22 protein-coding genes and 1 pseudogene are annotated in these 24441 nt (G+C 69.1%); 11 read left to right on the forward strand and 12 right to left on the reverse strand.

Annotated features, from left to right (window positions below):
- Positions 1 to 24: 24 nt before the first annotated feature.
- Positions 25 to 213, reverse strand: a complete 189-nt coding sequence (locus M8C13_RS18715) for a hypothetical protein (RefSeq protein WP_252481907.1) — start codon at positions 211 to 213, stop codon at positions 25 to 27.
- Positions 214 to 601: 388 nt separating this feature from the next.
- Between M8C13_RS18715 and M8C13_RS45795 the strand changes: the two are divergent.
- A pseudogene (locus M8C13_RS45795) lies at positions 602 to 811 on the forward strand (GntR family transcriptional regulator); the annotation flags it as partial.
- A 100-nt stretch (positions 812 to 911) separates the two neighbouring features.
- Here M8C13_RS45795 and M8C13_RS18720 read toward each other — a convergent pair.
- The 3 genes from M8C13_RS18720 to M8C13_RS18730 form a co-directional block, all read right to left on the reverse strand.
- On the reverse strand, positions 912 to 1115 hold the full coding sequence (locus M8C13_RS18720) for a hypothetical protein (protein WP_252481908.1): 204 nt from the start codon (positions 1113 to 1115) through the stop codon (positions 912 to 914).
- 617 nt (positions 1116 to 1732) lie between these two features.
- Positions 1733 to 2161 carry a hypothetical protein gene (locus M8C13_RS18725; protein WP_252481909.1) on the reverse strand — a complete coding sequence of 143 codons (429 nt, stop codon included), beginning with the start codon at positions 2159 to 2161 and terminating at the stop codon, positions 1733 to 1735.
- Positions 2158 to 2634: a recombinase family protein gene (locus M8C13_RS18730; RefSeq protein WP_252481910.1), complete on the reverse strand. Its 477-nt coding sequence runs from the start codon at positions 2632 to 2634 to the stop codon at positions 2158 to 2160. The genes M8C13_RS18725 and M8C13_RS18730 overlap by 4 nt, the downstream gene beginning before the upstream one ends.
- A gap of 496 nt (positions 2635 to 3130) precedes the next feature.
- Here M8C13_RS18730 and M8C13_RS18735 point away from each other — a divergent pair, with 496 nt between their 5' ends.
- Positions 3131 to 4375, forward strand: a complete 1245-nt coding sequence (locus M8C13_RS18735) for a helix-turn-helix transcriptional regulator (RefSeq protein WP_252481911.1) — start codon at positions 3131 to 3133, stop codon at positions 4373 to 4375.
- Here M8C13_RS18735 and M8C13_RS44550 read toward each other — a convergent pair.
- Both M8C13_RS44550 and M8C13_RS18745 read right to left on the reverse strand, forming a co-directional pair.
- Positions 4372 to 4578, reverse strand: coding sequence for a DUF397 domain-containing protein (locus tag M8C13_RS44550; RefSeq protein ID WP_256509263.1), 207 nt, complete (start codon positions 4576 to 4578; stop codon positions 4372 to 4374). The two genes, M8C13_RS18735 and M8C13_RS44550, sit on opposite strands and share 4 nt — an antisense overlap.
- Positions 4568 to 5455, reverse strand: a complete 888-nt coding sequence (locus M8C13_RS18745; protein ID WP_252481913.1) for a helix-turn-helix transcriptional regulator — start codon at positions 5453 to 5455, stop codon at positions 4568 to 4570. The genes M8C13_RS44550 and M8C13_RS18745 overlap by 11 nt, the downstream gene beginning before the upstream one ends.
- Before the next feature lie 223 nt (positions 5456 to 5678).
- Between M8C13_RS18745 and M8C13_RS18750 the strand changes: the two genes are divergently transcribed.
- Positions 5679 to 5960 (forward strand): hypothetical protein, encoded by a 282-nt coding sequence (locus M8C13_RS18750; protein ID WP_252481914.1) that lies wholly within the window; start codon positions 5679 to 5681, stop codon positions 5958 to 5960.
- Positions 5961 to 6901: 941 nt separating this feature from the next.
- On the opposite strand, the gene M8C13_RS18755 is transcribed toward M8C13_RS18750, so the two are convergent.
- Positions 6902 to 7834, reverse strand: coding sequence for a helix-turn-helix transcriptional regulator (locus M8C13_RS18755; protein ID WP_252481915.1), 933 nt, complete (start codon positions 7832 to 7834; stop codon positions 6902 to 6904).
- Positions 7835 to 7994: 160 nt separating this feature from the next.
- Here M8C13_RS18755 and M8C13_RS18760 point away from each other — a divergent pair, with 160 nt between their 5' ends.
- From M8C13_RS18760 to M8C13_RS18790, 7 genes are all read left to right on the forward strand, one after another.
- Complete coding sequence (locus M8C13_RS18760) at positions 7995 to 8336, forward strand: hypothetical protein (protein ID WP_252481916.1); 342 nt, start codon at positions 7995 to 7997, stop codon at positions 8334 to 8336.
- 693 nt (positions 8337 to 9029) lie between these two features.
- Entirely contained in the window at positions 9030 to 10091 is a 1062-nt protein-coding gene (locus M8C13_RS18765; protein ID WP_252481917.1) for a hypothetical protein, read from the forward strand.
- Positions 10092 to 10279: 188 nt separating this feature from the next.
- Positions 10280 to 10699: a hypothetical protein gene (locus M8C13_RS18770; protein WP_252481918.1), complete on the forward strand. Its 420-nt coding sequence runs from the start codon at positions 10280 to 10282 to the stop codon at positions 10697 to 10699.
- A gap of 53 nt (positions 10700 to 10752) precedes the next feature.
- Positions 10753 to 11316 (forward strand): DUF3558 domain-containing protein, encoded by a 564-nt coding sequence (locus M8C13_RS18775; protein ID WP_252481919.1) that lies wholly within the window; start codon positions 10753 to 10755, stop codon positions 11314 to 11316.
- 68 nt (positions 11317 to 11384) lie between these two features.
- A complete protein-coding gene (locus M8C13_RS18780; protein ID WP_252481920.1) occupies positions 11385 to 12596 on the forward strand; it encodes a hypothetical protein in 1212 nt (403 codons plus the stop codon).
- A gap of 2 nt (positions 12597 to 12598) precedes the next feature.
- Complete coding sequence (locus M8C13_RS18785) at positions 12599 to 13378, forward strand: ESX secretion-associated protein EspG (protein WP_252481921.1); 780 nt, start codon at positions 12599 to 12601, stop codon at positions 13376 to 13378.
- A gap of 215 nt (positions 13379 to 13593) precedes the next feature.
- Positions 13594 to 14637, forward strand: coding sequence for a trans-acting enoyl reductase family protein (locus M8C13_RS18790; protein WP_252481922.1), 1044 nt, complete (start codon positions 13594 to 13596; stop codon positions 14635 to 14637).
- A 69-nt stretch (positions 14638 to 14706) separates the two neighbouring features.
- On the opposite strand, the gene M8C13_RS18795 is transcribed toward M8C13_RS18790, so the two are convergent.
- On the reverse strand, positions 14707 to 16119 hold the full coding sequence (locus tag M8C13_RS18795; protein WP_252481923.1) for a M14 family zinc carboxypeptidase: 1413 nt from the start codon (positions 16117 to 16119) through the stop codon (positions 14707 to 14709).
- Between the two features lie 158 nt (positions 16120 to 16277).
- Here M8C13_RS18795 and M8C13_RS18800 point away from each other — a divergent pair, with 158 nt between their 5' ends.
- Positions 16278 to 16862 carry a TIGR03086 family metal-binding protein gene (locus M8C13_RS18800; RefSeq protein ID WP_252481924.1) on the forward strand — a complete coding sequence of 195 codons (585 nt, stop codon included), beginning with the start codon at positions 16278 to 16280 and terminating at the stop codon, positions 16860 to 16862.
- Here M8C13_RS18800 and M8C13_RS18805 read toward each other — a convergent pair.
- The 4 genes from M8C13_RS18805 to M8C13_RS18820 are packed head-to-tail and all read right to left on the reverse strand — an operon-like array spanning position 16859 to position 24348.
- On the reverse strand, positions 16859 to 17455 hold the full coding sequence (locus M8C13_RS18805) for a Uma2 family endonuclease (RefSeq protein ID WP_252481925.1): 597 nt from the start codon (positions 17453 to 17455) through the stop codon (positions 16859 to 16861). The genes M8C13_RS18800 and M8C13_RS18805 overlap by 4 nt on opposite strands.
- 34 nt (positions 17456 to 17489) lie before the next feature.
- On the reverse strand, positions 17490 to 21587 hold the full coding sequence (locus tag M8C13_RS18810) for a TIGR02680 family protein (protein WP_252481926.1): 4098 nt from the start codon (positions 21585 to 21587) through the stop codon (positions 17490 to 17492).
- Positions 21584 to 22819 (reverse strand): TIGR02678 family protein, encoded by a 1236-nt coding sequence (locus M8C13_RS18815; protein WP_252481927.1) that lies wholly within the window; start codon positions 22817 to 22819, stop codon positions 21584 to 21586. The genes M8C13_RS18810 and M8C13_RS18815 overlap by 4 nt, the downstream gene beginning before the upstream one ends.
- On the reverse strand, positions 22816 to 24348 hold the full coding sequence (locus tag M8C13_RS18820; protein WP_252481928.1) for a DUF2397 family protein: 1533 nt from the start codon (positions 24346 to 24348) through the stop codon (positions 22816 to 22818). Before M8C13_RS18820 ends, M8C13_RS18815 begins: the two co-directional genes overlap by 4 nt.
- Between the last annotated feature and the right edge of the window lie 93 nt (positions 24349 to 24441).

The raw sequence follows: 24441 nt of genomic DNA on the forward strand, positions 1-24441 counted from the left end.
TGTGGCGCAACGCCTTGGAGGGGGTTAGTCCTCGCGTTCGCCATCGCGGTGCTTCGGCTCGTCCGACTGCGATCGGGCTGCTTCGCTGTCCTGCTCCTGTTGCCGTTGCAGGTGCCGGGCGTAGGCAATCACCGCGTGTGCCAACAGGATCACGTCGATCTTGCGGCGCAGGTGCACATGCGCCCGGATGCGGTGCCGTTGATGCTTGGCCATGTGCCTGCCCCCTAGAGCCAGCGGCGGGTATGCGCCGCCCGTGCCCGCATGCGTGCGGTGTATGCCACAACGCGGGCGGTGTGCGTAGAGATGGGGTCCACTGTGGCCAGAAGCTCATACATTTCGGCTTTGTGGAGCCAAAACCGCACCCAAGCCCGCGCTGGTGCGTCGTAGGCCGGGATGGATGCTAGGTGTGCGCGGATCGCGGCACAGACTTCGGCGCGGATCGTTGATGCCATAGGGAAATTGCCTCCGCTAACGGTGAGTGGCGGCCATTGTGGACGCACAAATCTCACCGTACGGCGATCCACCGCAAAGTCTAGAAACCGTTGGCATGAAACAAAAAGCATGTACACCGCATGCACTGCATATGCCATAGTATGGAGTTATGCGGTACAGACGGCGTAGTCCCCTTGTTGCGTATCAACGGATCGCCGATGAGCTACGTGCCAAGATCATCGCGGGCACGATCGCCGTGGGTAAGCAGCTCCCCGCGTTTTCGTTGCTGGCTAAGCGATACGGCGTCTCGGTCGGCACGATCCAAACCGCGATCGGTGTGCTGGTGGAGGAGGGCTATGTGGTCTCTGAGCCCGGACGCGGCACCTGGGTGGTCACGTCCGGGCATCAGAGCGCTAGTGAGGGTTCGCAGATGGCTCTAGCGGAAGCTCATGCCTTCGTTGTCGAGCTTCGCGCTGGGGTTAACCGGCTTCGGGACGCTCTGCGGCTTCGGCCTCGGCGGCGCGGGCTTCGTCGAGAAGATCGTCCGCCTCATACAGAAGATCGTCCAGATCGTCGCGAAACCCCCTGAGTTCCTCGGCGAGCTGCTCCACCTGCTCGCGTGTCTCTCGCTGAGCCAGTGTCAGGTAACGAATTTTGGCCAGGATGCGGTTAAGCCGGTCCATCTAAATCCTTTGGTCGGCGCGTACGCGGCCAGACCCCCGAAGCGCCCCCATGAACGACAATGGGTAGCGCGGCTACGTGTGGTGTCTGTCCTGTGTGTACGCAGAAACCATGAGCCCCGTGGGCCTTTGGCGATATGCCACTGAAACGGAGCAACGAACAAAGACGCCCCGGTGGGCGCAAGTCATGGCCCCATCGGGGCCGTGGGCGCTTGGGTCAGCGACTGAACCGGGTCAGCAGGCGGGAGGGGGCAGGGGGGTGGTGTTGGTGGCCGTCATGGTCGATCAACTCCCAAACTGTTGTGCTGCAACGCAACACCAACGCTAAGCCGGTGATCCTGTAGCGCGCAGCACCCAAGACGGTATGACCTGCTCAGAGCGGCCAAACCGGGTCAGGGTCGCTCGTTAGAGACCTTCGGCGCACCCCAGGGCTAGCGGAAACCTTCACGGTGTGCCCGGCACCGGTTACAGTAGGCCGTTTTGCCCCCGGCCCGCGCCCATGGGGCGCTAACGTAGCGTCGCGCCATCACCCGATCGGGGACCAGTAGTGGGCGGTCAACCCTCACCACGGGTGGTGATCGCGGTCCACATCAGACACTCAGCGCGGGCAGGTAGGGCGCTCACAACTCCTGGGTGACGTTCTTGGCGGTGTGCAGGGGCTTACCGCTGTGGCCGGTGGCCGGGTCCACTCCGAGCCAGGTGCTGACCTGGGTCATGGTGACCGGTGGGTCATCGGGGCCAGCGGTGGCGGCCAGGATTTGCCACCACACCACCGGAAGCGGGGAGAGCAGGTAGGCAGCGAGCACGGGCACCAGGGCGCAGGGGCCGGGCAGGCCCAGCCGGGTGCGGCAGGCTGGGCACCGGCCCCGGTGGTTGAGCTGGTGTGGACCCAGCACCGCCCACAGCGCGCCGTGGGTCCGGACCAAGCCTCGGCGCAGGCCAGCAGGCGCGGGGCTGTTGGTGGTCTCAGCGTTCTGCAGGGCTTGGGTGATCGTGCTCAGGTAGGCGGTCACGGCCCGGTACTGGCCCACCGCAGACGGCCCGGTCACCGCTGTCCATCCGGGTCGCTGCCGCCGCTGGCGCTGGTGCCGTTGGTGGTGGCGCGCTCGCGTAGCTCGGTGATGCTGGGTCCGCCCACGGTCAGCACCTGCGCCACCGCGGCCAGCAGGCTGTAGGCGCGGGCGGCGGCGTGGGGGTCGCGGGAGAGGTGCCACAAGGTTGGCATGACGACGACGTCCACAGCGAGCAGGGCAGCGATGTCCAGGCAGGCGGTCAGGCCGGGCCGGTGTAGTCCGGCGCGTGGGTTCCGGCCGGTGTCGATCGGCACGGCTAGGACCTCGTATCCGGCTTTGGTGCACCACGCGGTCAGCCGGGCGCGTACCCGTGCAGCGTCGTCGGGGTGGGCCACCCGGCCATAACCCACGGCCACCACACCGGTGCCAGAGGGGAGGCGGGTGAGGCGTTCGCGGCACATGATCAGATCACCGCCAACCACGCCGAGGCACTGCACGCCACCGGACACGGCCACACCTGTGCACAGTGGACACAGCGGCCGGTTCCGGCGGGGGCGTGGGCGAACAGCTTCGCGGCGGTCACCACACGCAGCCGCTGCACCCAGCCGGACACCGTCACCAGCTGGATGTCCGCCGGGCCGGTGGGCACCTCGGCGGAGGTCACTGCCGAAGCGGGTGCAGAGGGTGCGGGAGTGCGCGGGCTGTGGGTGGTGGCCATGATCCGGTTCGCCTCCAGTGTCCTCAATGGACAACAGGTCAGGGGCAACCGGAGCCGGGCCGGGAGGGGGGAGCGGGCCGCTGGTCAGCGTCGGGGGCTACTCACCAGCGGCACCCGGCCCCGGTTGCCGCTGGGCACATTGCCCGGATTAATCCAGTGTGGGCGATAGGTGCCCACCTGTTCCCACCTTCACCCACCACCCCCCGCTCAGTCGGTGCGGCAGCTGGCGCACCGTGGCTAGGCTGGCGGTGTCCCTACCCGGCACCCCAGCGCCACAGGCGGCACCCATGGCACACCAGCACCAAACCCGTGCGGCACAAGGCAAACTCGGGGCGTTGCTTGGCCGTATGGCCAAGCAAGCGGGGGTGACGCATCAGCAGTTGGCTACCGCCACCGGCTATAGCCGCTCCTACATTTCCCACATCATTGCCGGGGATGATGTTCCCGCGCGCCGGGATTTTTGGGCTATCGCAGACGAGATTGTTCATGCCCAGGGTGCGTTGCTGGCCGAATTCGAGCACCACCAAGCACAACGTGATAGCCCGGCTGCTGGTGCGCTGGTGTCCCCAGCGGGAGTATGCGCAGATGATGAGCTGCACGCGCTAGAGCTGGTGCGCCGGGTGCATGCCTCGGATGTGGGCCAGGAAACCCTTGCCGCACTGGAAGAACACGCCGATGCCCTAGCCGTGGCCTATGCCAGCAGTCACCCGGAACAGTTGTTGCCGTTCCTGCGCCGCTATCTGTCCTACACCCAAAAACTTATGGATGCCCGTGCCACCGTGAGCGATAAGCGGCGGCTGGCCGTGGTGACCGGCTGGCTATCGTTGCTGGCGGCCACAGTCCATATTGATTTGCACAACATCAGCACCGCGGGCACCTATCTCCAGGCAGCGGAAAGCATCGGCAAAGACGTCGGCCATCACGAGATTCGGGCGTGGGCCTATGAAACGCGGGCGTGGCAGGTGTTGACCGCAGGCGAGTATGCCAAGGCTCTGACCCTTGCACAGGTGGCGCAAGATATCGCCCCACCGGGCAGTTCAGTCGAAGTACAAGCCGCTGCCCAAGCCGGGCGCGCCCTAGCGCGTTTGGGTGAGCGGGCCGCCACCGCTACGACCATTCACCGGGTGCAGCAGCTTGCTGAGGCTCTACCAGTGGTCAAACCGATGCAGCACCACTATCAATACGACGCCACCAAATCCCTGGCCTACACCGCCACCACACTAGCCTGGGCCGGTGACCCGGCAGCGGAATCCTATGCCCGCCAACTCATCACCAACCTCACCCCCGCTGTGGGCGATACCGGAATCTGGCCGCGCCGGGTTATCGCCGCGCATTTGGATTTGGCCCGTACCTTGGTGGTGACCGACCAGTTGGATGAAGCCGTAGCCCACACCCATACAGCCATAGCGTCCGGCATCGTGCCCTCGAATCGGTGGCGCGCCCTAGAAATCGTTACAGCGACTGAACGACGCGGGCTAGCCGCCGCTGTCGAGCTACGCGAAGCATTCACCGAACTCGAACGCGGCAACTAGGAAATGGGGCGGATCCGGCCGGCGACCACACCATCCACAAAGGACCGCCACGCCAGCGGGCTAAACGACAACACCGGGCCACTACGGTGTTTCGAGTCGCGGACGTCGGTACTGATACCGTGCAGCATCCTGCATTCGACACAAGCGGGTCCGTCGTCGCTGTAACTGCTTACCAGCCAAGGAGATTGTCTCTTAGGCACCATTGAGAGCCTCTAACTTGCGCCGTATGTACTTGGCGCTGTCTTCTGGGCTTAGCGCTAACTCTCGGACGGCATTAAACGCGGATGTCAATCCCGCCGTTTCCATGTCGCTATCGAGGTAGACGGCTGGGCCGTAAATGACATGAGCAAAAGCTATGCGTAACTCGATCGATTCAAAGTCGAGCACGGTGAGGCCACCACTTGATATCGGGTTATCCAGTCCGCCCATGGGATGGACCAGCTGAATCGTTAGGTTGGGATGGGAGTCAAGCAGTCCTAGAAGATGCTTGAGTTGCTCGCGAAGCACCGACACATAGAGGGCGCTGGCCTCTAAAGTGTCCGAAGTAAAGACAAACTGCAACTGCTTACACTCATCAGCTAATACGGCGCGTTGTCGATCTCGCCTGAACTTGACCCGATGTTCTACTTCGGCGTCGGACTTTTCCCAAAAGACGCCATCGCCCGCTTTGATTACTGCGTGTACATAGGTGGGAGACTGCAATAGTCCGGGTATCACTCCGGGTGAGTATGTGCATATTGTGTCCGCCCCTACTTCCAGATTGGCCCGTCGCAGAAAGTCGTTTGATAGCGCACCCTCGTAGCTTTTATATTCCGATGGTTTGCGCCTCAGTTTGCGTGCCGCCTGGGCACCTAAGATGAGAATGCTCGCGCTGGTCTTCTCGGAAACTTGGAGGAATCTTAGGAGGTCGGACAGCTCTGAAGCGTTAAGCTTTGCGATACCTTCTTCAATTTTGCTTACTTTAGATTCGGCGCAATCAAGCAGTCGGGCAACCTCTAGTTGAGTGCGGTTGCTTCTGAGCCTATGTTGCCTTAATGCGGCACCAAGTTTGATGCGCTCCTCAGTGCGCAGTGTTGACATTCTGTAACGTCCCCATTTCTGGTATTACCTTCTGTTACTAAAAGTCGCCCGGCGCGCTTTTGATTATTTACCCAAATGGGGGAATGACACAAACGGCGTTATTGCTTTAATTTCAGCTTTGTTAAGTGGTATCCATACCACTTAATGAATGCTCTTAAGCCATGGCGAACTCGCGCCTGGGTTTTGCATTCGACTATCCAACTAGAGGCGGGGGCATGGCTGCGTGGATAAAAAGAAGGCAGAGCTTCATTTTACGGGACCGCAAGAAACTATTGCCGCAGCCATCCCGTTTGAGGGCGGTCGAGTCCTAGGAGTAATCGAGTTTCACAACGGATTTGTGCTCCGATGTGAGGATATCGAGGCTGCACACGGTCTTTTTGAAGGGAGTCAAGATCTTTATCTGATCATGAAGCAAGCCTTGGATGATATCGAAAGAACCGGTTTCCCAAATCCGGCGAATTACTACATCAAGAAAAGCAAATCGCAACCGCCTGCTAAAAGCTAGGGGGCGGCAAGGATGACGGTTATATCAATTAAGCCTGGCGGTTCGCTCATCACTGTTTCTGGCTCGATCGAATTCCGTGCGATTCTTACGCTTGACGACAATCTTGAAGGGTCTGCGCGCATCCACCCTAAAGATGGCGGGCCTGTTATCGAGTTTTTCGATAGCAACAGCGCTATCACCTTTGCTGATGCGTGCCTAGCGGCTGCCCACATGCTCATAGCGGCAGAAATGGAACGCGCAGATCCTCAACGGCAACGGATCCTGGCCGGTACTACCTGGGAGTTATCCAATGGCTGGGCTGAGATGACCCATCGATGCCGCGAGCCCTTGCATTGGGGGGAAACCGAGTAAGGGCTCTGCATAGGGCGGCGTGGCTCTGCCCCGAGCGCTGTTGGCCTATCTGAGACAGGTCCGCAGTGGGAGCCACAACCGTCAGGGGCCGGGTAGTCCCGACTACCCGGCCCCCTTCTATTGTCTTATGCCGCTTTCGGTGTCCGACGTACACCGTGCTTGCGCAGTAGGCGCTTGATCGCTTCAACGCTGACGCCGTAGGCGTTGGCAACTGCTTGGGCTGACTCGCCCGCCTTAAACCTGTTGATCATGGTCTGCTGTTCGGCCCGGCTGAACCTGTCGCAGAGCTTCCGAGACGGTGACCGCTCGGTGTGAGCGGAGGCCCGGCAGTGCATGCGCTCGTCTGTGCGACCTACCCGCGCCAGGTTTGCCGCCGTGGCTTGCAGGTGTTTCACCTGGTCCGGGCGGTTCGAACAACCCGCTACTAGGGCCACCAGGTCAGAGGCCCGGGGACCAGTGAGAACCGGCTCGTGTGACATGACTTGTGACATGAACCGGCCTGCTCTGGCTCCGTGGCCCCTGCGGAAGTCGCGCGTAGACGGCGTACGCCGGGCAGCAGCGCGAACCGCGGACGAACGCCACCGCTCGGGCTAGCCCGCGATCGCCTTGACCAGTTCGGGGCGCCCGTCGGCCCCGGTCTTGCGGCACAACGCTTTCACGTGGTCGTACACCGTGTGCACGGACAGCCCGCGCCACCGGGCGATGTGCTTGGGCGTGGCCCCGTCGTAGAGGTCGGCCAGCACCTCGCGTTCCCTGGCCGTGATCCCGTACCAGTCGCAGAACACCGGTAGCAGCTGGGTGCCCGACGCGGCCCGCACCGTCACCGCCACCTCACCAGGCCCCAGCCGCTGCCCCTCGAACACCACCCACCGCCCGTGGCTGGCCGAGGGCGCGTGGGCCACCACCGTCGACGCGCTGCGGCGTGCCAGGCGGGACATGTCCGCGAGGAAGGACTCCGCGATTGGTGAGGTGGTCGGCCAGCCGGCGCGCAGCTGTTCCCGCCAGAGCAGCGCCTGCCCGGTCGCCGCGCGCACCCGGTGGTCCTCGCCCAGCACCAGCACGCCCGCCGCGGGCGCGGGCGCCTCTGTCATCAGGGGGCCCGCCCGCACGTAGGCGCGCAGCACCTCCGGCAGCTCCTCGCCCAGACCGGCCAGCCACCGCAGCTCCGCCGTCGTGAACGGCCAGCCGCGCAACAACCCCAGCACACCCCACACCCCGCGGGCGTCCCGCAGCCGTACCCGCGCCTCGGCCATGCCGTGGCGGGCCAGCAACTTCTCGTCCGCGTGGTGCCACAGCGCCTGCGTCCACAGCGCCTGCATGAACGACGGCGGATAGCCGTGCCAGAAGGCGAACGAGCCCAGCATCGGCTCGCCCACCGGAGCCGCGGCGACCAGCCGCACCCCGTGGTGTGGCAACCAGGGCGCGAGGGCGGCCGAGACGAGCGCGCCCAGCTCTCCCATGTCCAGGCGTTGCCCGGCCACAGCCACAAGTTCCGCCCGCAGCCGCTCCCCCCACGGTGTCATGACCTCGAGTGTTGCCGACTTCGGCCGCCGTGGCACCGGGCTGCCCGTTCGTCCGCCCTCGAGTCCCGGCGTTACGCACCCAAGTTCCGGGATACCGGCCTCACCGGCGGCAGGACACCGTGGATCCGGGTCAGCCGGACCCGAATGAAAGGGGATTCCCGTGAGCATCTCGAAACGAGCCGTCACCGCGTTGCTGGTGGTCGGCCTCGGCAGCGCGGCCCTGACGGCGGTGGCCACCGCCGGGCCGCAGCAGGAGCGGTTCACCCGGACCATCTGCTATCCGGCGGCGAAAGGCGTGAACCCCGTCGCCTGGCACGGCGCACCGGTCTCGGCCAGTCAGCCGGTCGCGGTGTCCATCAGTGAGGGCGTCCTCAACGCCGAAGGGCTCGGCGACGCCCGGATGATGGTCGAGAACGTCACCGTCGTCAACAACGCGGTCCTCACCCGGATCAACATCATGTGGGGGGAGAAGCTGCCGTACTGCCTGCACTACGTGGGCTAGTGCCCTGAGCCGTTCGAATCCCACAGGCCCGGGTCTCGTGACGTCGGTCGTCACGAGACCCGGGCCTGTTCTTGTCTGCCGGTCCGAGTCCGGAACCCCGGTGGATTCATCCGCCAGTTCTCGTTGACCCATTGGCAATGCTTGTCCAATCATCAACGTCGCTGCACGTTCGTCTTTGTTCATTTTGCTGGCGGGCCGTTTGACCTGCGTAAACACCCGATCTGGTGATGCTTGCGAGTGCTTGCGCGGCTACCGTGTTTGGTATCCGGCATTCGGGTGGTCCTCTCTTGCCTGAGTGGCAAGAAATGCCCGGTATTGGATGGCGGAACGCCGGAATTTGGCCATGATGACGACAACTGCGAGACCCCGAGGGTAGCGGTTCCTAAGATCACGCATAGCTGTCCGCAATGCGTACAGCGCATGTTGCATGCGCTGGAAAGGGGTAATTCGATCATGATCGCACCGCTGCCGGTCCAGTAGCCCGCCCCGACGCCGCCGCTGGGCCTGCTGGCCTGGCTGATCGCCCTGGCCGGCACCTCGGTGCTGTCGGCACCTCGGCGCCACGCCGGTCACCGCGGCGACCATCGTGATCGCGCTCGGCGGGCTGTGCGCCGAGCTGGCCCAGCGGTTCGGACCAGACCCGGCCACGGTTTCCCCCCGGCGCTGACCAGGACAGAAAGATCCGTACCCGAGATGACGAACAACGCCACCCCGAATGGCGGGCAGGCGCAACCCATCGGCTCCCGTGAGCTGGGGTTGCTGCTTCAACGAGTGCGCAGCCGGGCCCAGGTCGACACCGGCGTGGTCGCCGACTTCGCCGACACCTCGGTCCAGATCATTGACGACATCGAGTTCGGCGTGGCCGCGCCGACCTGGCGAGTGCTGGAGGCCTACTTCGACCTGGTGCCGGACGAGGACGCGCTCCGCGGGCAGGTCGGCGAGCTGTTCCGCGGCAGCGCGGAACCGGCGGGCGCATCCGATCAGGCCGGGACCGGACTGGCGAAGGTCGAGGCCGAGTTCGAGGCCCTGTACCTGCGCAACTACCGGAAGGACATCGAGCACCCGGACAACTTCAGCGCGCCGGCCCCTCGCCTGGACGCCGAGACCGAGCAGGCCGAGGCGATCCGGTCCAGGGTCGCCGAGGCGCGCAGGCTCAGTGGCCGGATCGCCCCGCCGATGGAGCCCAGGACCAACGTCGCCACCTGGCCGCGGCCGGAGTCCGTGCGCAGCGTCGAGCAGTTCCGCGCGGCCATGATGGCGATCAAGAAGGCGGTCGGGGTGAGCTTCCGGGACCTGGAGCTGCGCGCCACGGCCGCCGGCTACCCGGTGGCCTTCACCACCATCCGCAGCCACTGCGTCCCGGCCAAGTCCCCCAAGGACCTGAGGCTGCCCAAGGATCAGCACCTGATGGGCATGCTGACCGCCTTCGGCGCCCCGCCACCGCTGATCGACGACTGGATCACGGTCCGGCAGACTCTGGCCCAGCTGCCCGCAGGCGAGATCGTGGCCGCGGACCCGGCGGAGCCCGGCCAGCACCCGCCGGGCCTGCCACCGGCGCCCCGGCACCCGGCGATGCTCGAACGCGGCGGCGGGCCGTGCACGCCGATGGCGCAGGCCGCCACCGCACCACCGGCCGCCGGTCTGCCCGCGCGACTGCCCGTGACGAGCCCGGCGCGCTCCCGGTCCACCCGCGCCAACGTGCTCTGGGGCCTGGGCGGTCTGCTCGCCGTGCTGGTGCTCTCGATGAGGTGGTGATCCGCTGGGACCGGCTCCCGGCGGGCCGGTCCCAGCACCTGCCCCGGCGGGAAGGAAACGGAGATTTTCGCTGGCCAGAGGCCCTATTGTGAGTTCGGTCCGTACTGTCTCCGGAACTGATAGCCGCCATTCGGGTGATGTGATCGCGAATACGTGTGGATCAGTGGTGAAGCGGTCGTGACGTCGCTGTGATCGCGTTACTGTCCCTTGGGGAGATTTGCCAGGGGACGGGGGGTTTTGCCATGGGGCCTCGCGATGCGAAGGCGACGATCGACTTCGGCGGGGGCGCGAAGTTCACGGTCGATGTAGCGCAGCTGGACAACCTGATCAAGGGGCTGACGGAGGCCAGGGACAAGGTCGACGCCATCGACCTGATGGCGCGGGAGACCAACCGGATGGCGAACGCGCCCAGCGAAGAGCAGTACAGCCAGAACGCGATCAAACAGATCATCGAGCGCACCATCTCCGACCGGGATGGCACGCACACTAAAGCCAACCGGGCGTATCACGCCGCCCTGGATACGATGATCCAGAAGCTGAAGGCGGCCCGTGACCAGTATGCCGGGACCGAAGGCGTCAACCAGAACAAGCTGAAGCCAGGGGGCTGATTGTGACCGGTCAGGGAACTCGTGCGCTGGTTGTGCTCGGCGCGGTAGCCGGGGTGTTGCTCGCCGGCTGTGACGGCCCGCCTGCCCCGAGCACCACGCTTCCGGCGACGAGCGGCGGCGGCCCCCCGGCGAGTTCCGCGCCGAGTGACGCGCCCACGGTGCCGTCCCCGGACCTGGACACCAATCGGTTCGCCGCCAACCCGTGCGGCATGCTCACCACCGAGCAGGCCAAGCAGGTCGCCGGGGGCTTGCCCGGTGAAGTGCGGGAGAGCGCGCTCGGTCCGTCCTGCAACTGGAAGGCCGCGGACACCGCGGCGAAGAACAACCTCGCGATCACGGTGAACAACCAGATCGGCGGCATCGCGCAGTTCTACGCGCGCAAGTCGACCTTCAAGGTGTGGGAGCCGGTGCAGGTGGGCGGCTACCCGGCGGTGATCGCACTTGACTCGGACGCCCGGAACATGGGGTTGTGCGCACTGGAGATCGGCACGGCGCAGAAGACGATGGTTTCCGTTGACACCCGGCTGTCGGTGTCGGCGGCGGACTACGCCAATCCGTGCCAGCGAACACTGGCGATCGGCGAGATGGTGGTCGCCACGTTGAAGGGGGGAAACTGATGCCAATTCCATTGCTGGTCATCGGGGTTGGGGCTTTGATCGGTGCCGGGGGCGCGGCCGGGGCCAGTATGTGGTCCATTGACACGCCGCGGCCGGAAGGTATTCGCGGGGATCAGATCTACAAGTGGTTCCAGGAAGGCAAGGGGCCTGGGCCGGGGATCTCGCCCATTCAGCAGACCTGGGACAAGGTCGGCAAGCAGTACGACGAGGTTCGGGGGCTGGTGGAGAAGGTCATCCGGGACTCGCACGGGGTGTGGGAGGGCAAGGCGGCGGATGCGGCGCGGCAGCAGTTCAGTCCGCTGGCCGCGTTCGCCGATCACGCCAAGGCGATGGCCGGGGCGACGTCCAAGGCCGTTGGTCAGCAGGGCACTGACTGGTTCGGGTGCAAGAACCAGTTGAAACCGGTGCCGACGGATCCGCCGCAGAACAACCTGGCGAACAAGCTGAACCCGTTCTCCACCAACCTCGACGCGGAGATCGAGAAGTTCAAGGCCGCGACCGGGGACAATCAGCGGGTTTATGCCGGGTATGGCGTGCGCACGGACGGCAACGTGCAGTCGTTGCCGACCTGGATGACGCCGCCGGAGGTCAGCGGTGATGTCTCCGTGGTCAAGCCGGGCGGTCCCGGCGGCCCGGGTGGACCCGGTGGCCCTGGCGGGCCCGGTGGTCCCGGTGGCGGAGGCGGTGGCTTCCAGGGCGGGCAGGGCGGCGGTTTTGGGCAGTTCGGCGGCGGTGGCGGCGGGGGTGGCTTCGGCGGCGGGACTGGCGGCGGCGCCGGTGGCGGTGCTGGTGGCGGTGGCGGCGGTGCCGGTGGTGGCGGGACCGGTCAGGTGCCGATCGGTGTGGTGCCGGGGCCGATCGAGCCGCCTCGGGATCAGACCGGGACCGCTGGGTACGCGTCCAATGACGTTCCGGTGCTGCCAGGGGGTGGCAACACCGGCGGCGGGACTGGCGGCGGTGGCGGTGGCTTCGGGGGCGGTGCCGGTGGTGGGTTTGCCGGGGGTGCCTTCGGTGGCGGGTTCGGTGGTGGCGGGGCTGCTGGCGGGCCTGGGGCCGGGGGGAGCGCCGGGGTCGGCCGGGCTGGTGGCGGGTTCGGGCCCGCTGGGGCCGGTGGCGCCGGGCGGCCTGGGGCGCCGGGGATGGGCGGGATGCCCATGGGCGGTGCCGGGGCCGGGCGCAAGGAGGAGGACGAGGAGCACGAGCGGGCCTCCTTCCTGATGGAGACCGAGGACATCTTCGGGGACAACCGGTCCGTGGCTCCGCCGGTGATCGGCGAGTAGTGATGCTGCGTTCCGCTGTCACGTTGTCCGCGCTCGCCTACGACCTGGTCTGGGAAGCAGAGGAGATCGGGGACAAACACAACGCGCTGCTCACGCCCTCACCAGGGGCGACCATGGCCGAGCGGCTGGAGCTGGGGCGGCCCGCGATCGAGGAGCTGATGCGGGCCGGGCTGTTCGACGGGCGGCAGGTGCACCCGGACCTGAAGGCGGCCATGCACCTCATCGTGCGGGCGCACCGGGAGCTCTACGGCTGGTTCACGCCGGAGCCGGACGCGCCGACCCAGTCCGTGCTGGCGGTGGCCAGCGGCCGGGACGCGCTGCTGGCGGTGCTCACCGGGGAACAGCTGCACTTGCAGCCGATCGACGCCAGGGAGCTGCCTTCGGCGGTGGCCGGGGTGCTGCCGGAGGCCCAGCCGCTGCGGATACCGACCTACTCGGTGCCGCTGGAGGACCTCAACGGCGGTGGCCGCGGCCAGTCCGGCGAGGGCTACCTGGAGACCGCGGGGTCCGCCGCCGGGCGGAGCGCGGAGCTGGCCAGGGTGCGGCGGCTGTTCGCCGAGCCCCGGCTGGGCGCCGGGCAGTTCCGCGCCGCCGGGCGGGACCGGCACGGGCGGCGGCAGGTCACGCCCTCGCCGGTGGACTACTACGACGTGGCGGGCGGGCGGTACGTCACCTACCTGCCCAGTCGCGGTGACGGGGTCGGCTGGGGCGTGGTCGCGCCCGGTGGGCGAGCGCAGCTGGTGGAGCGGTTCACCGAGCTGGTGGCCAGCACGCCGAACTGAGCGGTGGGATGTTTCCCAGGTCACATCCGTTGAGGCGTCATGAGCCTCCGGTCCGTATGTCCCACTGGCGCCGCGGGGCACACGGACCAACTGGCGAAACCCTGCACGCGGCCCGGACGGGCGTCCCCTCACCCGTCCGGGCCGCGGCAGGTCTTTTGGGCAGCAGCATGGCTACCCCCTGGTAACTCCCGTTCGAATTGGGCATGCTGCTGGGCATGACGTGGATGGTGTACGGGGCCAACGGCTACACCGGGCAGCTGATCGCCGAGCTGGCGGTGCGCCGCGGCGAGACGCCGGTGCTGGCTGGCCGGGCCGCCGAGAAGGTGGTCCCGCTGGCCGAGCGGCTGGGGCTGCCGTACCGGGTGTTCGGGCTGGACGAGCGGCTGGCCGGGCACCTGGACGGGGTGGACACCGTGGCGCACTGCGCGGGACCGTTCTCGGCCACCGCCGCGCCGATGGTGCGGGCCTGTCTGGACGCCAAGGTCAACTACCTGGACATCACCGGCGAGATCGCGGTGTTCGAGCAGATCGCGCAGCGCTCCGCCGAGGCCGAGCGGGCCGGGGTGGTGCTGTTGCCGGGGGCCGGGTTCGACGTGGTGCCCACCGACTGCCTGGCCGCCATGCTGGCCGCGGACCTGCCCGGCGCCACCCACCTGGAGCTCGCCTTCGCCGGGATGGCCAGCGCCAGCGCCGGCACGCTGCGCACCACGGTGGAGTCACTCGGCCTTGGCGGCCGGGCCCGGATCAACGGGCAGATCCGGCCGGTGCCGCCGGGGTGGCGGGTGCGCTCGGTGGACTTCCCGAGCAAGCGCCGCGAGGTCATCTCCATCCCGTGGGGCGATGTGAGCACCGCCTACCGCTCCACCGGCATCCCCAACATCGTGGTCTACGCCGCGCTCGGCGTGCCAGCCCCGCTGTTCAAGGCGCAGCGGTACGTGCTGCCGGTGTTCCGCAACTCGTTGGTGCGCAAGGGACTGACCGCACTGGCCAACCGGGTCGCCGGGCCGACCGAGGCGGAGCGGGCCGTGTCCAGCTCCGAGGTGTGGGGCCAGGTGCGGGACGCGCAGGGGCGCACGGTGAGCCGGACCCTGACCGCGCCGGAGGGCTACGAGCTGACCGCGGACGCGGTGGTGCGCGCGGTGCAGCGGATCCGCACCGGCGAGGTGGCCAGCGGGGCGCACACGCCGTCCTCGGCCTTCGGCGCCAGCTTCGTGCGCTCGCTGACCGGCGTGCAGGTGCACGAGGTCCAGGTGGGCTGACCGGCTCCGGACACGGGCCGGGGCGCCCCGCGCAGAGATGCGGGGCGCCCCGGTTTCCCGTGGAGCGGGTCAGCTGGCGTACGGCGCCGCGGCCTGCTTGGCGGCGTACATCAGGGCCGGCTTGATCTTCGGCCAGAAGGTGCTGGTCTGGCAGGAGTACGGCGGCAGGAAGCCACCGCAGGTGCCGCTGGCCGGGCCGATCTCGAAGGTGAAACCGGGCACGCCGAGCTTGTCGTAGAGCCAGTCCTCGGTGCCACCGGAGGCGGCGTAGCCGACGACCTGCGGCGCGGTGCCGTAGGTGTAGCCGGTGATGCCCGCCATGTCCTTGGCCATCCGGCGCAGGCTGGCGTCGTTGCCGGTGTAGGTGTTGGCCCGGTGCGCCCAGGGGAAGATGATCCCGTTGGTGTAGCTGTGGAAGGTGATCATCAGGCCCTTGGTGTCCTTGGCCGCCGGGGTGGTGTCACCGTCGCCGCGCTTGTCCGGGTAGAGCTTGGTGAACAGCGACTGCAGCGAGTTCAGCTCGGTCTCGGAGTCCGCGCGCGGGCCGCGGTAGGTCTCGGCACACGGGTTGGTCGAGGTGCCGGACTGGCCGTAGTGGGAGTTGGCGTTGCGGTTGAGGTCGACGCCGATCTGGCCGCCGGTGCCGCAGGAGCCGTTGGTGTTGTTGGCGTTCTTGCGCTGCAGGCGCGGCGAGCTGCCGCCCTGCTGGACGATGTCCACGCCGTCCGGGTTGGTGATCGGGACGACCCACATCTCGGTGGTGTCCATCAGCTTGGTGACCTCGGCGTCCTTGCCGTAGCCCTGGGTCAGGTGATCGATCCACCGCCAGGCCATGTCACCGGTGGTGATCTCGCGGGCGTGGATCTGGGCCATCAGGAAGAAGCGCGGCTTCGGCGCGCTGGTGTTCAGCGCGCAGTCCCCGGCCTGCTTCTTGGTCAGGCAGATGGCGCGCAGGTCGTAGCCGTTGGGCTTGCCGGTGCTCTTGCGCCAGGACTGCCCGTAGGTCACGCCGGTGGACAGCGCGGGGTAGTCGGCGAGCACCTTGTCCAGGTGCGAGTGGTGCGCCCGGACGGTGCGGTAGCCGCCGTAGTAGGTCTCGTTGATGTCGTTGACGCCCAGCGGCTCGCTGTTGTTGTGCGGCTTGGGCGCGGTCCACGGCGCGGGCGCCATGACCGACTCGACCTTGGTGCTGAACCCGGCCTTGGCCAGGCGGCTCGCCTCCTCGGCGTTGCCCAGCACGAACAGGTCATCGCCGTCGCGCTGCTCCAGCACGTCCGAGCCGACCTGGATGAGGCGTTCGGAGTCCTTGACCGCGTCCACGACGCGGTAGACGAACATCGCCTGCTTCTGCTCGGCCTGGGCGCTGTCGGCCTTGGCGGCTGGTTCGGGCGCAGGGGCCCCGGTCTGCTGGAACAACAACAGGGCGCTGGTCGCCAGCGCGGCCACCACGCCCGCGATGGGGATCCGCCGTGATACGGACATGTCCGTCCTCTCGCATTTTCGCCGAGATGCACTGCGCGCAGCAGGGTGGATGCGGCAGTTGGGTCTGGACGCTAGGACGCGCGCACTTATCGCCATAACCCTACGAATGGACGACGAGATTCAGTTTTAAGAGGTACCCGCCCGGGAACGGGGACCCCATGACCACGGCACTGCTGTCCCGCCACGCGGAAGCGCTGGACCTCTTCGGCGGGCTGGTGCACGCGGTCCGCGGTTCGGCCTGGGACGCCCCGACCCCGTGCGCGGAGTGGTCGGTGCGCGACCTGGTCGGTCATCTCACCGGCGAGCAGCTGTGGGTGCCCGCGCTGGTCTCGCAGCGGCGGAGCCCGGCGGAGGTGGGCGCGGAGTTCGACGGCGACGTGCTCGGCGACGACCCGGCCGGGGTGTGGGCCAAGGCGGCCGAGCAGGCCAGGGCGGCGTTCAACCAGCCGGGCGCGCTGGAGGGCACGGTCGCGCTGTCCTACGGGCCGAGCCCGGTGGCCGACTACTGCGCGGAGATGACCCTGGACGCGGTGGTGCACAGCTGGGACCTGGCCAAGGCGATCGGCTCCGATGACCGGCTGCCGGCGCAGCTGGTGGAGTTCGCGCTGGCCAGGGTGCTGCCGAAGGCGGATGAGTTCGCCGACGGGCAGTACTTCGGCGAGCCGGTGGAGGTGCAGGCAGACGCCGACGACCAGACCCGGCTGCTGGCGATCCTGGGCCGCCGCCGGGACTGGGACAGCTAGACGGTGAGCTGCGCAGGGTCCAGGCGCACCGGGACCGGCGCTGCGGTGATCGTGGCCCAGGAACCCGGCTTGACCTGCGACTCTTCCACGTACTTGCCCTTGTCGAGCCGATAGGCGGTGACCGTCATCGCGCCCAGCTTGTCCTGCTCCAAGGTCCAGACGAAGGGGACCCCGGCACCGGCGTAAGCGGAGAGCTTGGTCTCCCGCTCCGCGCGATCGTTGCCCGGCGACCAGATTTCCACCGCCAGTTGGAGGTTGTCCGGAGCGAAGCTCACGCCACGCGGTTTGACATCGAGCACGACCACATCGGGGATCAGCGCGGTCCGCCACGGGGTGCTGATCCGAACGTTCACAGCGGGCACCACATACAGGTCAGTCCGGTCAGCCGAAACCAGCGTCTCGCGTAGCAGCTGAACGAGGATGGAGGCGGCCCACTGGTGTTCGCCGGTCGGAGCTGGAGTCACGTGCAGGTATCCCAAGATCAGTTCGAGGCGGGACCCGTCCACCGAAGGGTCCAACGCCAGCCAGTCCTCAACCGTGTAGGGGCCGATGGGGTGCTCGATGGCAGCTGACATTGCCTCCACCTCCAACACTCGACTCACCTGCATTATCGCACTCTAGTCGTGATCAGACGTCCTCCCGGTCCAGCCCCGCGCCGTCCCAGGTGGTGTGCGTGCAGGCGACGCCGCCCCCGTTCTTCGGCCGGAGCACGTCGTAGATGTGCATGCGCGGGATCTTGCCGGAGACGCCCCAGCCGCTGGGCCAGGTGATGATCCAGTCCATGTCCAGGTCGACCAGCAGGCCCAGCATGCGGGCGATGGTGGGGTCGTCGAGGCGTTCGAAGGCCTCGTCCAGCAGGACCAGGCGGAGTGGGTGCCAGCCTTCCTCGTTGGCGCTGACCGCGTCGTAGAAGCTGGCCGCGGCGGCGAAGAGGGTCACGTAGGAGACCAGGCGGGTCTCGCCGGAGGAGAGCTGGCGGAGGCGGCGGACCCTGGGCTTGCTGTCCGGGCCGGTGTCGCGGACCCGGACGGTGAAGGAGTACCAGGAGCGGTAGTCCAGGGCGCGGCCCAGGATCTCGGCGTAGCCGGCGGAGTGGGCGTCGCGTTCGGCCTCGATGCGTTCGGTGAAGGCGCGGCGCAGGGTGGCGTCCTGGTCCTGGCTGCGCTGGGCGAAGGGGGTGCGGACCAGCTCCAGGGCGTCCCTGGTGGCCTCGTCCAGGGCGGCCGAGGGGCGCCATTCCAGCTGGACGTGCACGCCCTGGCTGGAGCGGGCCCGGTCGAGCACCTCGTTCATCCGGCGGCACAGGTCCTCGGCCACCGCGATCTGGCTGCGCAGGCGTTCGGCCAGGTCGCGCATCAGATAATCCGAGAAGATCTCCTGGTAGCGCTCGCCGAGGTAGCCGCGCTGGTCGGCGAGGCGGGTGGCGACCAGGGCGGCCGCGTCGGCGACGGGGCGCGGGCCGTCCTCGGAGGTGACCGTGACGGTGAGGATGCCCGCGGTGGTCTCGGCGGTGATGTTGTGCGAGCCCGCCAGTGCCGACTGGAGTGCCTGGAGGCGGCCGATCACGGTGCCCTCGCTGGCCGGGCGGCGGTCCTCGGCCGCGCCGAGGCGGTCGGCGGTGGCCAGCAGGTTGTCGGTGTCCGGCGGTTCGGCATCGGGCAGGGCGGCGCTCCACACGCCGGGGGCGGCCAGGGTGTCCCGGAAGGCCGCCTCGGCGGTGCTGACCTCCTGCTGGCGGCCGGTGCGCTGCTGCTGCTTGGTCTCCAGCAGGGTGGCGATCTTGGTGGCCTCCTCGCGGACCTCGGCCACCCGCTCACGCGCGCCGGGCAGGTCGGCCTTGGCCCGCTTGTGCTCGGCCTCCAGCGCGGCCAGCGACTCGGCGACCTGCTTGGCCTCGCCGCCGATGGCCGAGGTCAGCTCGGCCAGCGCGGCCGCCTGCTCGGCGTACTCGGCGCAGCGGGACTCCGCCTGCGCCTCGGCCTGCTCCCGGTCGCCCAGGGCGACCCGGTGGTTGTGCAGGGCGTCGGCCAGCTGGCGGATCGAGCCGGCGCAGCGTTCGGTGAGGGCCTCCTTGAGGCTGTCCACGGTGCCGCGGACCTGCTCGGCGGCCCGGTGCGCCTGTTCCAGCGCGGCGGTGTCGGCGGAGAGCCCGGCCTCAGTGGCGGCGTGGGTCAGCTCGGACTGCACGGCCCGCCAGTGGTCCTCGGCGTGCGAGTGCTCCTCGCGCAGGGTCAGCGCGCGGTGCTCGGCCTCCTCGGCGCTTTCCTTGGCCCCGGCCAGCCGGGCGTGCGCGGCGATCAGCTCGTCGTCGTGCGGGAAGGCGGCCAGGTGCTTCTCCCAGCCGGTGGCCTGCCTGCGCAGGGCCTCCAGGCGCTGCTGGGCGGTGGCCAGCTCGCCGCGCCGCTGCTCCAGCTCGTCCTCCAGGCCGAGGATGCGCCGCTGCCGGGCGGCCTCGCGGGCGCCGGCGCCGATGTGCTCGGCGGCCTCCTTGACCGAGGAGCCGGAGAGCACGCCGGCGCGCCAGCGGCCGTCGGTGGACAGGGCCAGCGCGGTGTCCGGCAGGTCCTCGCCGGGACCGGCCAGGGCGACCGCGGACAGCAGTGAGCCGACCAGGTCGGCCGGGACGGGGCTGTCGGGTTCGGCGGCGGTGGTCAGCGCCTCGGCCAGGGTGCGGCCGGGGACGGGCGCGGCGGCGCCGGCGACCACCTCGGCGGAGCCGGCCCGGGCCAGGGTGCCGTCGGCGCGGACCCAGGCGGTGAGCAGGCCGCTGGCCTGCATCGCGGCTTCCAGGCCCGCGCGTTCGGCCTCGGGCAGGCTCTCGGCGAAGTCGACCAGGCGGTAGAAGGACTCGCCCAGGTCAGCGGGCCGGTCACCGGCGGGCAGCGCCGGGGCGCGTTCCTGGCCGCGGCGCAGGGCGGCGAGCTCGGTCTCGCGTTCGCGGATGGCCTCGCGGACGGTGGCGCAGGCCTGGTCGGCGGCGACCACCCGCTGGGTGGCGGACTGCAGGTGCGGGGTGCCCCACTGGCGGAACTCCTCGCGCACCGCGCGCGCCCCGGCCCGGTCGATGACCAGGCTCTCCGGCTGCGGCGGCGCGGGCCGGTCCACCTCGGCGCCGCCCTCGGGCGCGGCCTCGGCCCACTCGCGGACCTGGTTGGCCCAGTGCTCGGCGTGTTCGCGCAGCTCCTGCGCGGTCTGGTTGCGACGGCCCGCGGCGTCGGTGGCGCCGATCTGGGCTTCCTTGGCGTTGCGCTGGAGCTCCTCGACCTTGCGCAGCGCCCGGTCGGACTCCACCGCCCGCTGGTGCAGCATCAGGGTGAGCGCGCCGCGCTGGCGCACCTCGGTGGCGGCCTCGGCGGCCTGGTTCGCGGCGGTGGCCAGCGCTTCCAGCAGCTCGTCGGGGTCCAGGTCGGGCACGGCGCGGCGGGTGACCGACAGCGGCGCGGCCTCGGCTTCGGGCTTGGCCCTGACCGGCTCGGTGGTCTCGGTGACCTCGGCGGGCGGCACGGTCGGCACCACCGGGCACAGGCCGCGGTCCAGGCCCGCGGTGTGCAGCAGCTGACCGGCCCGGTCGGCCAGGTCCTGCGCGGCGGCGGTGTCCCGGCCGAGGCGGTCCAGCACGGAGAGCACCGAGTCGACGCCGCGGTCCTCCTGGGCGCGTTGCCTGCTGGCCACCTCCAGCGCGGTCTCGGCGGCCTTGCGGGTGTTGGCGACCAGCTTCTCCCGGTCGGCCAGGTCGCGCATGCCCTGGTAGGCGGGCAGCGCCTTGAGCGCCTCGATCCGCATGGCCAGTTCGCTCTCGGCTTCTTCGAGCGCGGCGACCTGGGCGTCGGCGGCGGTGCGCTCCTCCTGCGCGGTGGCCTTGCGGCGTTCCAGCCTGCTCAGCTCGGCGAGCAGGCGCTGGAGGGTGTCGTGCGCGGCTTTGACGCCTTCGGCGGCGGTGCGCAGCGCGGCCAGGGCGTAGCCGGAGTAGGCGGTGAGGAAGGTGCGCAGCGCGCCGTCGGCGGTGGTCAGCCGGACGATGTTCTCCCTGATCGACTCCAGGTCGTCGAAGGAGGTGGCCAGCCGTTCGATCAGCCCGGCTTCCAGCGGCGGCAGCGCGTCGCTGAGGATCTGCTCCAGCTGGCCCTCTAGGACCTTGAGGCCGACGTCGGGGTTGCGCAGGGTGCGCTGGAGGTGCAGCAGGTCGCCGTAGCGGTCGGCGGGCACGCCGTAGACGCTTTCCGCGATCCGGGCCCGGAAGCCCGCTTCCTCCAGCACCGCGTCCGCGCCGAGCAGCTCGCGCAGCTGGCCGGGGCCGACCGGCACCCGGTCCGCGCCGACCAGCAGGACGTCCTTGCCCACCCGGCACGGGGTGATGAACCGCCAGGAGTCGCTGACCTGCTGCGAGGTCTTGGACGCCTTCACGCCGATGCCGCAGGTCAGGTACTCGTCCTGGCCGGCGTCGTCGGTGCGCACCAGCTCGATCCAGGCGTAGCCGATCCGGTTCGGCCCGCCCTGGTAGTCATCGAGCATCAGCCGCCGGATGCTGACCGTGTCGAAGCCCTTGGACCCCATCTGCCGCAGCTCGCCGTCCAGGCACAGCGGCAGCAGCAGCTCCAGGGTGCGGGACTTGCCGGAGCCGTTGGTGCCCTGGAAGATCACCCGGCCGCCGGAGAAGTCGAACTCCTGCTCGGCGTACTGCCAGATGTTGACGATGCCGCCCCGGTTGAGCCGCCAGCGGTTCACGCGGGTCCCTCCTCATCAAAAAGCGACCAGCTCGCCGGTGGCGGCGGCGCTTCTTCCTTTTCCTGGGCAGTGTTGCTGCCAGGGGTGTCATCGGGTTCGGGCACCCAGCGGTGCGCGACCGGGGAGAGCAGCCAGTCCGGCTCCTCCCAGCGCGCCAGGCCGGTGTTGACCAGCAGTTCGAGCACCTCGTCGACCAGTCCGTCGATGTCCTCGGTGGCCTGCTTGGACCAGGCGGCGGGGTAGGACTCGACCAGCTCGGCGCAGATCTGCTGCAACCGCTGCCGGGACACCGGGTGCCTGCCGTCGGCGCGCGCCTCGTGCTCGGCCAGCAGCTCCGGCAGGGCCAGCAGCGCGACCCGGGCGACCGTGCCGGTGGAGGGGAAGGCCAGGTCGGTGAGGTACTCCTCGGGGTCGGTGACCGCGATCCCCTCCAGCCGCGCCTCGGTGACCAGCCCGAAGCAGCGGTCCAGCAGCAGCGACTCGCGGCGCTGGTTCTTCTTCAGCCAGGAGGCCTGCTCCGGCGGCAGGTCGGCGTGCAGCACCACCGGGTTCTCCACCAGCCTGCGGCGCACCGCGTGCTCGGTGGTCTGCTCCATCCCGGCCGGTCCGGCCTCGGCGGCCTTGGCCACCAGCTCCTCCGGGGTGTCCACGTCGCCGACCGGCCCGGCCAGCAGGTGGCCGAGCACGTCGGTGTCCACGGTGATCAGCGCTTCGGAGATGGCGTCGCCGGACCAGGTGGACACCGAGCCCTCGGTCTCGGTGATCACGCCGAGGCCGAGCAGGTGGCGCAGCGCGGCGGTCAGCGCGCGCCGGTCGCCGAGGTCGTCGACCACCTCGATGCCCGCTTCCACCGCGGCCGCGCGCACCTCGGTGACCAGCCGGGACAGCAGCACCTGGCGGCCGACGCCGGTGAGCGCGGCCATGGTCAGCGCGACGTAGGCGTAGCCGCGCGGGGACAGGCCGGGCTCGCCCCTGGTGGGGTCGGCGCCGGGGCCCGCCTTGTACAGCCGGGCGTAGCGGCGCTGCACCACCAGGCGGTAGCCCAGCAGCGAGGCGAACAGGTCGTGCAAAGCGTTGCGGTGCCGGAACACCAGTGGCAGCAGGTCGCCGTCCGGGCCGTCGGCGCGCAGCAGCGGGCGGCGCAGCAGGGTGCGGGCGCAGCGGGTGACGTTGGCCGCGTCGATGTCGGAGAGCTCGTCCAGGATGCCGATCCCGCTCGGCCTGCGGCTCACTGCTGGGCTCCCAGCGAGACGGCCGCGTGGTGCAGGGTCAGCACCCCACCCGAGGTGGCGATCTGGGTCACCTGATCGGGAACGTGGTCAATGGTCAGTCGCAGCCCGTGCACCGGGTCGGCCGCCGAGCCGGTGTCGGTGTCCCGCTCGCGCTGCGCCATGGCCATGGTCAGCAGCTCGCAGAGCACCTCGAGGGCCGCGGGGGAGAGGTTGCTGGTGGCCAGCGCGGGCGCGGCGGCGGAGAGCTCGGCCACCGCGGCGGCCCGCTGCCGGTCGGCCTCCCTGGCCTGGGCGAGCAGGGTCTCCTGGAGCATCGGGTCGTCCTGGATGCGCGAGGCGCGGCCGCGCGCGCCGCGGTCGCCCCGGCTGCGCACGCTGACCGTCACCTCCACCACCGGGCCGTCCCGCCACGGCGTGTGCTCGTCGTCGCCGTCGTGCTCGGGCGCGGGCAGCAGGTGCCGGGCGGAGTAGAGGCCGAAGGCGGCGGCGTAGAGCTCGTGCGAGCGGTGCGGACCGGCCGCGTCCAGCCAGCCGGCCAGCTGCAGCAGCTCGGCCCGGCGGCTGGGCAGCAGCCCGCCGCCCGCGGTGGCGCGCTTGACGCTGGCCAGCAGCGAGCCGATGGCGCGGGCGGTGGCCTCGCGCAGCGCGGTGACCTGGCTCGGGCGGCCGGGCCGGTCGGCGAACCAGTCGGTCAGCTCCCGCCAGTCGGTCTCCGAGCGGCCGCGCCCGCGTTCGACCGCGATGCCCAGGCGTTCGGTGGGGCCGAGGATGCGCAGCAGCTCGCCGCGGGCGTTGGCCAGCCCGGCCAGCGACTCGGCGATGGCCGGGGTGTGCCGCAGCACGTCCTCCACGACCATCTGGATGTACTCGACCAGCAGGTTGCGGAAGCCGGAGATCTCCTCCGGGTCGAGGTGGAACCGGGTGACCACCTGGCCCAGGTAGGCGTAGAAGTCACGCACGGTGACCGCGAGCTCGGCGTGCTGCAGGAACAGCGTGGTGACCTGCTCGGCCAGCTCCTCCTTGGCCCGCTTCGCGCTGGCCGAGCCCGGTGCCTGCCGCTCGGCGACCATGGCCTGGGACAACGTGCCGCCCAGCTTGGCCAGGCCGCGCTCGATCGCGGGCAGCAGCTCGCGGGAGACCTCGCGCGCGCCCTCGGGCACCCTGAGCAGCTCGTCCACGTCCCGCTGCACCCGCACCGCGAGCTTGTTGATCTGGTACCGGAACGCGCCGCGGACGAACTCGGCGATGCTGGCCGCGATGGTCTCCCGCCGCCCCTGCACCAGGTTTCCCCAGTCCTTGAGCCGTTTCAGCCGGTCGGCCACGGTGTCGGGGTCGGACTCGCCGATGTCCAGGCGGCCCTCGCGCTCCAGCGGCTTCAACGCGGCGGCGACCTCGTTCGGGGACAGGTCGGGCAGCAGCGTCGCGGTGAACAGCCGCATGATCGCCACGTAGGTCCTGGTGTGCTCAGCGTTGAGGTAGGAGTAGAGCCGGAGCCGGCCCTCACCGCCCGCTGGGTCGCTTTGAGTCACGGACGGCCACATTAGAGGCTGGGGGCTGGCCGGGCAGAATCCTGGGTCGCCGGGGGCGCTAACGTCACCCGTCAGACTTCACGTGAGGCAAGG

It is taken from the genome of Crossiella sp. SN42, assembly GCF_023897065.1.
Taxonomy (GTDB): domain Bacteria; phylum Actinomycetota; class Actinomycetes; order Mycobacteriales; family Pseudonocardiaceae; genus Crossiella.